The organism is Armatimonas sp. (assembly GCF_031410135.1).
Classification (GTDB): Bacteria; Armatimonadota; Armatimonadia; order Armatimonadales; family Armatimonadaceae; genus Armatimonas.
This window is the reverse complement of sequence record NZ_JANNYP010000069.1, coordinates 1-8,305: the sequence shown is the minus strand read 5'-3', so window position 1 is coordinate 8,305 and position 8,305 is coordinate 1. Positions and strand designations below refer to the sequence as shown.

Genomic DNA, 8,305 nt, shown 5'->3' with positions numbered 1-8,305 from the left:
ATCGAGCGCAATGGAGCCATTCCTCACTTTTCCCGTGTCGCCTTGATTCCGGCCAACGCAAACGCCGCTGGCCCCGATCTGGCACAAGCTGAGAAGGCGCTCAAGACAGCGCAGGACTCGCTCAAAGCTCTTGAAACTAAGAAGCCCACTCCGCCCAGCGTGATGTGTGTCACGGAGGCGACCAAAGTGGAAGACGTCAAAGTCCATATCCGGGGCGATACGCAGAACCTCGGCGATGTGGTTGAGCGTGGCTTCCCTGGTGTCCTCTGCGGCGGCAAGCGTACGCCCTTAGAGGACTTGAAATCTAGCGGTCGTAAAGAGCTAGCTCTCTGGATGACTAGGCCAGATCACCCACTGACGGCGCGTGTGGCGGTCAACCGAGCCTGGCAGCATCTGTTTGGTGAGGGACTTGTCGGAACGGCGGACAACTGGGGGATTCGCGGCGACAAGCCCAGCAATCCTGCGCTATTGGACTACCTCGCGACCTCGTTTGTGACAGATGACAGCTGGAGCCTCAAGAAGCTCATCCGCCGCATCGTCCTCACCGAAACCTACCAGCGCACTAGTGCCTACTCCGATCCCGTCGGGCAGAAAAAGGACATCGAGAACAAGCTTCTCTGGCGGCAGAACCGGCGGCGCTTAGATGCTGAGCCGCTACGTGACAGCCTGCTCTACGTGGCAGGGACGTTGGATACGTCCATGGGGGGCTCGCTTTTGGGAAGCAAGAACTACGACTATGTCACCAACGACCAGTCGGCCAACAAAGCCCAGTACGATGCGCCGCGCCGCGCGATCTATCTCCCCGTGATCCGCAACGCCGTCTATGACTTTTTCGGGACATTTGATTTCGGCGACCCGAGCATGGTCAATGCCAAGCGCACGGCCACCACGGTATCCCCGCAGGCGCTTTATCTGCTCAATAGCCCGCTCGTGATGGTGCAGGCACGAGCCTTTGAGAAATCGCTCACCGGCGATGACGAGGCAAAGATACGTGGTGCCTACCAGCGCGCGTTTCAGCGGCTCCCCCTGCCCGGAGAGATCGCCACCGCCAAGCGCTTCCTGGCACGAGCCTCACAAGTCGTCCCCGTCGAGCGGGCCTGGGCCGCCTGGTGCCAGACACTTCTCGCCGCCAACGAGTTTTTGTACGTCGAGTAAAAGGAGCCCCTGAGAACAAGTCCCCGGAACCACGAGGGTTCCGGGGACATTGCCATAGAGGTATTTTACCGCCACGCCGGGAATGTGACCGTATGATTTTCGAGGGACTTTTTCCGCTGGGCTACGGCGCAGGTAGCTTGGGGACGGCACTCACGGGCGACGAAGCGACGCGGCATGTGACGGTTTATTTAGAGGCGGGTGGGAATGTCTTTGACACGGCGCATGTCTACGCCTGCTGGACTCCCAGCGGTGTGGGGGCAAGTGAGCGCGAGCTAGGACGCATCCTAAAGCAGCTCGGGGTCTTAGAGAGTGCGTTCATCGTGACCAAGGGCGGACACCCAGCGTTTGGGACGGAGTACCCGCGCCCGGAGCACTTTCTCGCCCCCGAAGTCCTTCAGCGCGATATTACGGAGAGCTGCGAGCGGCTTGGGCTGGAGCGCATCCCGCTCTATCTGCTCCACCGCGATGATGGCGTCACGCCCGTCGCCGAGATTCTGGAGCCGCTGCAAGACCAACGGCTTGGGGCAATCGGCGTGAGCAACTGGTCGGTAGCACGCATCACCGAAGCGAACGCTATGGCACAGAAACGCGGCTGGCGCGGTTTTGCCACCAATCAGATTCAGGGGAGCCTCGCCACGCCGACTTGGCCCATCACCGAAGACCCCACCACACGCTCTCTTACCCAAGCAGAGCTAGACTTCGGCCTGCCCCTGATGTTCTACTCCGCCACGGCAGGTGGCTACTTTGCTGGGAAGACAAGTAAGCTCTACGACACGCCGGAGAATGCAGCACGACGCGAGCGGGCGGAGAAGCTGGCTGAAAAATACGACGCTACAGCAACACAGATCGCGCTTGCCTGGCTCCGTAGCCTGCCAATCCCGACGCTCCCACTGTTCGGAACCACAGACATAAGGCACTTACAGGAAGCCCTAGGCGCAGCGGCGCTGACACTCATGCCAGAGGATGCTGAGTGGCTTACTGCAGACGGTACCAGCGCACCAGCTTGACGGGTGTGCTGAACCAGGCGTCTTTTTCCTGAGGGGCTGTCTTGCTGACGACGGCAAACTGGCCTTTGGGATCGGCGTTGATCCAGGTTTTATCCCCCAGATACGCTAGGATGTGCTGTCTACTCTCGGTGACGGCTAAATCGCCGGGGTGGAGCTTGGTGTAGTCAGTTGTGTTAAGCTGCTGGTTCTCTTTAAAGACATAGGTACGCCCGTTGTAGCCACGCCCCATCTCCAGTGCAGACGCATCGTACCACCAGAGGGCGGCAGCGGTACGAAGCAGGCTCAGGTCTTTGGTCTGCCAGCCTTCTGAGATGCACGCATCTATCATTCCACAGCGGATCAGCCCAGAGCAGTCAATGCCCCACTTACTCTCGCCGCCCCAGACATAGCGCACCCCTTCGTAGCGCTTCAGAGACTCCGTGTAGACAGTCTGGAGGCGCTCGGGCTTCGGCGCACGATAGGGCATCATCGCCAGGCCAATCGCCCCCGCCAGCGGTAGTAAAAAGGCGATTCGGCCCACGATCGAGCCCCAGAAGAGGAGCAGGCCGCCTCCCCAAGCCAGAAAGATACTCGCGACGAGTAGCTTCCTCGTTCCCCCCGACGAGACCGGCAGCAGGGCCAGCACGACCGCAAGGAGCACCACTACTGCCCATACCATGAGTTTAATCCGTCGTCGTTGCCGTCTTGTGGCCATGCTTTCTTTACTCCTCTGTGATACTTGTCAGCCGTCGCCGCAGACCACGCTTCCAGACCGCCGAGAGCTCCGGGATTTCCAGGGCACACTCAATCAGCGCCCTATCCACCTCTTTTCCCAGAAGCGCCTGGTTTGCCTCGTCCACCGTGAAGCCATGCGCAGGGCGACTCTCCAGAGCCAACATCACCCCCACCTCAACGGTTCCCGTTGTGAGCACTCTTAGATACCAGCCCGACTTTCCCGTCGCCATCACAGCTTTTAAGAAGCCCTTAATTCCCAGCTTGCGTTCCTGCTTGCTACACGGGAAACGGGGCTGTGAGACCTGCACCCGTGCCGTCCCGACGGCATAGATGTCTCCGATACAGACCACGGTCTCATCATCGCCCGTCAGAGTCCAGTTCTCCCCCACTGCGCCGGGGCCGAGAACCACAGGGTAGAGATTACTCCAGTGCTCAAAGTGCGCCAGTGGGTGCACACAGACCGCTTGATCTTTCGAGCCATGGTGCTTCGTGTCGGCCACTTTATCACCCTCAAGCCCACGTAATCCCAGCGCCACCGGCCCAGAGACCACACTCCGATAGATTGCGGTGCGCCACTCGCCTTTGCCATCCGTGTGTGTCTGTGGCTGACCAATCAGGAGGGTGTGGATTGTCTGGCTCATGTGTCCAATACTACCATAAATTACTTGCTAGCCCCTCTGTACGGCCACCGCGAATGGTAGGTTTTCATACTGCGCCTGCGTCGTCACCAGCTCAAAGCGCGAGTCGCTGGCATAGCCTTGAAATACGGCATGAACACGTCGGCTGTCGTCTTTGGTGTAGAAAGGGTGCTTGAGGGTCACGCTCCCCGAGAGCTGAACCACACCGCGAGGGAGCTTTTTAGCACGCCACTCCAGCGCCTCAATCACGTTCTGAGCCAGATTATTGTTCTCGGTGGGGGGATAAAAGTGGGTGACCAGCCGCTCGGCCACACCGCGATCCCCATCTAGAAGCGCTTGTCGCTCCGCTACCGCAAAAACGGGCCAGTCTTCCCCGGGTAAGGCGCTCCAGTTCCCTCCCGCCCCCGTCACGATCCCAAGCGAGCCGTCGGGCTTCTTCTCAAGATACCGGGCGACGACATGCAGTCGGAGTTCGTTTTTTGATGCGGCGGGTAGTGCAGAGGGCTGGGGAGAGATAAGCGGCTTGCCAGAGAGGATTTCCTGCTCCTGTGCACCTCGCTCGATGATCTCCAAAATACGTGGGGGATTAGCTTTTGCCACATGAATCGTGTCGAGTAGTGTGCCATCGGGAGCGAGTAGGAAGCAGTGCACCGTCCCCACCGAGAGCTTCTTCGCGTAGCCCTCTTGATGAATCCGCGTCAGTGCCGCGTGCTCTGCCCCCTTCACCAGATCGTTGGAGAGATAGACCGGCACCGTCAGAGAGTTCAGCGCCGTCACCACGCGGGAGTCATTGAACGACACGGCCCGTGTCGCAAAGGCCCCACCTCAGCAGCGACCTCGCTGCATACGGCCATCCAGAGTGAAGAGAAACACCAGGCGTTTCTCTCTCTTTGCTAGCATCAGCGCGTCTTGGAGGCTTGCGGCCCAGCCGATTTTCTCCCAAGTGCGCTCCTGAGCCGTAGGCTGCCAGCCTTTAACGGTCGCGGTCACTTGCTCCGGTGAGAGTTCCATAGGCACAGTATAACAAAAAGAGCGACAGGCACAGGGCCTATCGCTCTTTAATTTCCACCTTCAGTAGAGGGATTCTTGCGCCGCTACACGAGCGGCAGTACTTAGAGCCCTCAGCCAAAGGCGCGGGTCTGGGCCATTTTCACTGGCTTGCCCGCGAGGATAGAGTCAAGTGCGTCAGGAACATAGTTCGGTGCACTTCCAAACTTATCGTAGGAACCGAAGTAGCGCAGCTTGCTGTCTTTATCAATCACCACGAAGGTCGGGGAGCAGTTTGCCCCGACGAGTTTGAGGAGCGCCTGGTCTTTCTTGTCGTCCAGGAGCGGGATGTTCAGGTTCTTGGCCTGAAGATCAGAGAGCATCATGTCATCGGTCTCGCCGGTGCTACTGTGGATTCCCACCACCTCAACGCCCTTGGCCTTGTAGTTCTTGATGATCTCGCCCATCTTGCCGTAGTACTTCCACGTGGTGCCGCAGTTCTTCTGAAGAAAGATTCCGACGACCACTTTCTTACCCTTAAAGCTGGATAGATCGAGCGGTTTGTCGGTGGTGATATTGCGCAGAACGGGGGCCTTGACGACCTCTCCGATCTTGAGCGGGCCGCGCTTTGCGGAGGCAGTGATCCCGAAGGCGAGTGCCCCCGTTAGCCCCAAAGCGAGCCCGAAAATTGCATTTCGGTTCATAACGATTCGTAAACTCCCTGAAGTGGATGGTGGTGACGCACCTATTGCGCCACTACAGTATACATCGGCAAAAGCGAGAAGTTCCCTAAGTCTGCTCTGCGGAAAGTTGCAGATGAGCGAAAATCTGGTAGAATACGGGCGCGACATCGAAACAGGAGCACATATCCCATGATCAGGAGAGTTGGCTGAGTGGTCGAAAGCGACGGTTTGCTAAACCGTTGTAGGCTTAACCCCTACCCCGGGTTCGAATCCCGGACTCTCCGTGCGGGTTTGCTCCTGTTCGGTGTCTTTGCGCTTGTCTCGGTTTCTTTGCCAGTGCAGGCTCAGGAACCGGCAGGGAGCTCTCCCACAGCTCAGTATCTTTCTCTGCGACGCGCCTCGCCACTTGTCTGGGGCCTCACCTTAGAGAAGTTACGACAAGCCCCAGGCACCTACAAAGGCAAGGCCATTGAGATCGAGGGCACGATTGTGGGCATCTCCCCCTCTAATGATGGCGGAGCGCTGATTATCCTCAAAACGACGGTCACAAATGGCCTCATGCTCAAGATGTCTCTCTTGCCACGTTGGCTCCAGACCGGGGCAGAAGTGCGTGCTCTCTGCATGGTTGTTCAGGGCAACAGCGAAGATGCGACAGTGGTTGGCCTGCCGGAGATGGAGATCCTCGCGGTCGCTTCCGCGCTCGACATTCGCTCGCTAGAAACGCGCTGGAAGGAAGAGCAAGCACAGCTAGCGGCTCAGCGTGCGGCAGCAGAGCAGCAGCGCCAGAAGCAAGCAAAGGCCACCATTCAGGCCGCGCCCCCGCAGCGTACGACACTTTCATCGCGCAGTATGCCTGTAGCATCCCCTTCAACCAAGAAGAAGATCGTCCTGGGGCCACCTCGCTACGAAGACCTCTCGGCAGGAGCGCGTGCCGTCTTTCCGGCCTACCGTGGCTACATCAAGAACCACAACAAGCGCCTCTCCGAGGGCCAAGCCGATCAGATAACCTACGCCATCCTCCGCTACTCCGAGGAGATGGACATGGACCCGCGCCTGATCGTGGCCACGGTCATCGCGGAGTCCGACTTCAAGGTGCAGGACCGCTCCCGGGCGGGTGCCATGGGGCTCATTCAGCTCATGCCCGATGAGGTCGAGCGCCTCAAACTCACCAACCCCTACGATCCGATTCAGAACCTGGCAGGCGGGATTTTCCTACTCAAAGAGCGGCTGAACAAGTACAGTAAGTCGTCCACCTATACCGATGCCACGATTGAGCAGCTTATCTTAACCCTGGCTTCCTACAATGCAGGCGAGGGTGCAGTGAAAAAATTCGGCGGCGTCCCCCCGTACCGAGAGACTCAGGGCTATGTCAAGAAGATCATCAAAATCTACAAAGAGCTCTGCGGAATTTCCTAGGCCCCAAAAGCGATGATGGCATGGGTTCATGCCGCTGTCGGGGCGGCACTAGGGCGGCTGATCGGGCACCAAGGGAAAGCGTTTGGCGCGGGCGTGGCCTCGCACGCCATCTGTGATCTCATTCCCCACCGCGACCTCAAGCCGATTCAAGAAGCACCGCTGCTGGCACTGGCACTCGGGCTGATTGTCTGGCGCAAGGGACTAACCTCGCCTGAAACTCTGGGAGCCATCGGAGCCGTCTCGCCGGATACCGAGAACATCGCCATGCATCTTGGCGTGATCCCGAAGAATGCCATGCTCTTTCCCACCCACCAAGGCCCCACAACGCACGGACGCGAGGTCAAGAGCATCACCCCCCAAGTGGCGCTCGCCGCTGTCTGCCTCGCCGTTGCGCTGTGGCCAGAAAAGTCCTCGACAAAATAAACCTTTCGGGCTACGGAAGAAACTGAAGTGAGTATGACCATCCGAACCTTCCTCCCTCTTATCGCCCCCCTGATGCTCACCCTGGTGGCGCTCGCACAGCCCCCACGCTCCACAGCGGCTGAGGGAGCGCAGCTCTTTGAGGCCAAGGTGCGCCCGGTCTTTGCAGCGCGTTGCCTCGCCTGCCACAAAGGAGCCCAAGCGGCGGCGGGCCTGCGCCTAGATACGGCAGAGGGCTGGAAGGGAGTCGTGGCATCGGGCAAGCTCCTCAAAGCCATCCGCCATGAGCCGGGAGCCACACCCATGCCCCCGACCGGAACCAAGCTCTCGGAGCGCGAGCTAGCCGGATTTGTGGAGTGGGTGAAGCGCGGTGCCCCCGGCCCCATCACCCTCGCCAAGCCCGACCCCAGGAAGCACTGGGCCTTCCAGCCCCTTCACCTCTCCCCTAACCCCTCTCCCGGGCGTTCGTCCCTCACTGGGAAAGGGGAATCAAAGGGGGTGGAAGATTTGCTGGAGGCCAAGCGCAAGGAGCTGGGGCTGAGCCGGAGCGCTCCTGCGCCACGCTCTGTCTGGCTGCGGCGGGTGAGCTTTGATCTGATTGGCCTGCCACCCACGCCCGACGAGCTTTCTGCGTTTCTGGCTGACAAAGCTCCGGGAGCCGAGGAGCGCGTGGTGGAGCGCTTGCTGGCCTCGCCGCGCTTTGGGGAGAAGTGGGCACGGCACTGGCTCGATCTGGCACGCTTTGCGGAGAGCCACGGCTACGAGCAGGACTACGACCGCCCCCATGCCTACACCTACCGCGACTTTGTGATCAAGGCCTTCAACGACGACCTCCCCTACGACACGTTTGTAAAGTGGCAGCTCGCGGGCGATGAGTTTGCGCCCCGTAATCCGCAGGCACTCTTCGCCACGGGCTTTCTCGGGGCGGGGACGCACGCCACGCAGATCACCAAGAGCCAGGTCGAAAAAGAGCGCTACGACGAGCTCGACGATATGCTCTCGGTGACCAGCCAAGCGTTTCTGGGGCTGATGGTGGGTTGTGCCCGCTGCCACGACCACAAGTACGATCCCATCCCACAGCGCGACTACTACCGAATGCTCGCCACATTCACCAAGACCGTGCGCTCGGACTACGATGTGGCGCTCGACACCGAGGGTGATAAGAAAAAGCTCACAGACTGGGAGAGTGCCCACGCGCCGCTGGTCGCGGCCCGAGCGGCTTGGGAACAAGAAAAACTCCCGGCGAAACTGGCGCACTGGGTCGCCACAGTAAGCCGTAAGCGAG

The 8,305-nt window shown here is 59.7% G+C and carries 10 protein-coding genes and 1 tRNA gene; 6 read left to right on the top strand and 5 right to left on the bottom strand.

Annotated features, from left to right (window positions below; all coding sequences use genetic code 11):
* Positions 1-1,155: DUF1553 domain-containing protein (locus RMO15_RS02495; protein ID WP_309707491.1), on the top strand; the 1,155-nt coding region annotated here is incomplete at its 5' end.
* Between the two features lie 92 nt (positions 1,156-1,247).
* Positions 1,248-2,162, top strand: coding sequence for an aldo/keto reductase (locus RMO15_RS02490; RefSeq protein ID WP_309707490.1), 915 nt, complete (start codon positions 1,248-1,250; stop codon positions 2,160-2,162).
* On the opposite strand, the gene RMO15_RS02485 is transcribed toward RMO15_RS02490, so the two are convergent.
* The 5 genes from RMO15_RS02485 to RMO15_RS02465 all read right to left on the bottom strand — a co-directional run bounded on the left by RMO15_RS02485 (position 2,131) and on the right by RMO15_RS02465 (position 5,205).
* The gene (locus RMO15_RS02485) at positions 2,131-2,856 is read right to left on the bottom strand and encodes an NlpC/P60 family protein (protein WP_309707489.1); all 726 of its coding nucleotides are present in this window, start codon (positions 2,854-2,856) and stop codon (positions 2,131-2,133) included. The two genes, RMO15_RS02490 and RMO15_RS02485, sit on opposite strands and share 32 nt — an antisense overlap.
* A 7-nt stretch (positions 2,857-2,863) precedes the next feature.
* Complete coding sequence (locus tag RMO15_RS02480; protein ID WP_309707487.1) at positions 2,864-3,517, bottom strand: MOSC domain-containing protein; 654 nt, start codon at positions 3,515-3,517, stop codon at positions 2,864-2,866.
* Positions 3,518-3,544: 27 nt separating this feature from the next.
* A complete protein-coding gene (locus tag RMO15_RS02475) occupies positions 3,545-4,315 on the bottom strand; it encodes a hypothetical protein (RefSeq protein WP_309707486.1) in 771 nt (256 codons plus the stop codon).
* Between the two features lie 24 nt (positions 4,316-4,339).
* Entirely contained in the window at positions 4,340-4,525 is a 186-nt protein-coding gene (locus RMO15_RS02470; protein ID WP_309707484.1) for a hypothetical protein, read from the bottom strand.
* 110 nt (positions 4,526-4,635) lie between these two features.
* Positions 4,636-5,205 (bottom strand): redoxin family protein, encoded by a 570-nt coding sequence (locus RMO15_RS02465; RefSeq protein ID WP_309707482.1) that lies wholly within the window; start codon positions 5,203-5,205, stop codon positions 4,636-4,638.
* Between the two features lie 175 nt (positions 5,206-5,380).
* Here RMO15_RS02465 and RMO15_RS02460 point away from each other — a divergent pair.
* From RMO15_RS02460 to RMO15_RS02445, 4 genes are all read left to right on the top strand, one after another.
* A tRNA-Ser gene (locus tag RMO15_RS02460) sits at positions 5,381-5,468 on the top strand.
* Between the two features lie 7 nt (positions 5,469-5,475).
* Positions 5,476-6,600 carry a lytic transglycosylase domain-containing protein gene (locus RMO15_RS02455; RefSeq protein ID WP_309707480.1) on the top strand — a complete coding sequence of 375 codons (1,125 nt, stop codon included), beginning with the start codon at positions 5,476-5,478 and terminating at the stop codon, positions 6,598-6,600.
* 12 nt (positions 6,601-6,612) lie between these two features.
* Positions 6,613-7,023 (top strand): hypothetical protein, encoded by a 411-nt coding sequence (locus RMO15_RS02450; protein ID WP_309707479.1) that lies wholly within the window; start codon positions 6,613-6,615, stop codon positions 7,021-7,023.
* Between the two features lie 33 nt (positions 7,024-7,056).
* Positions 7,057-8,305: DUF1549 domain-containing protein (locus RMO15_RS02445; RefSeq protein WP_309707477.1), on the top strand; the 1,249-nt coding region annotated here is incomplete at its 3' end.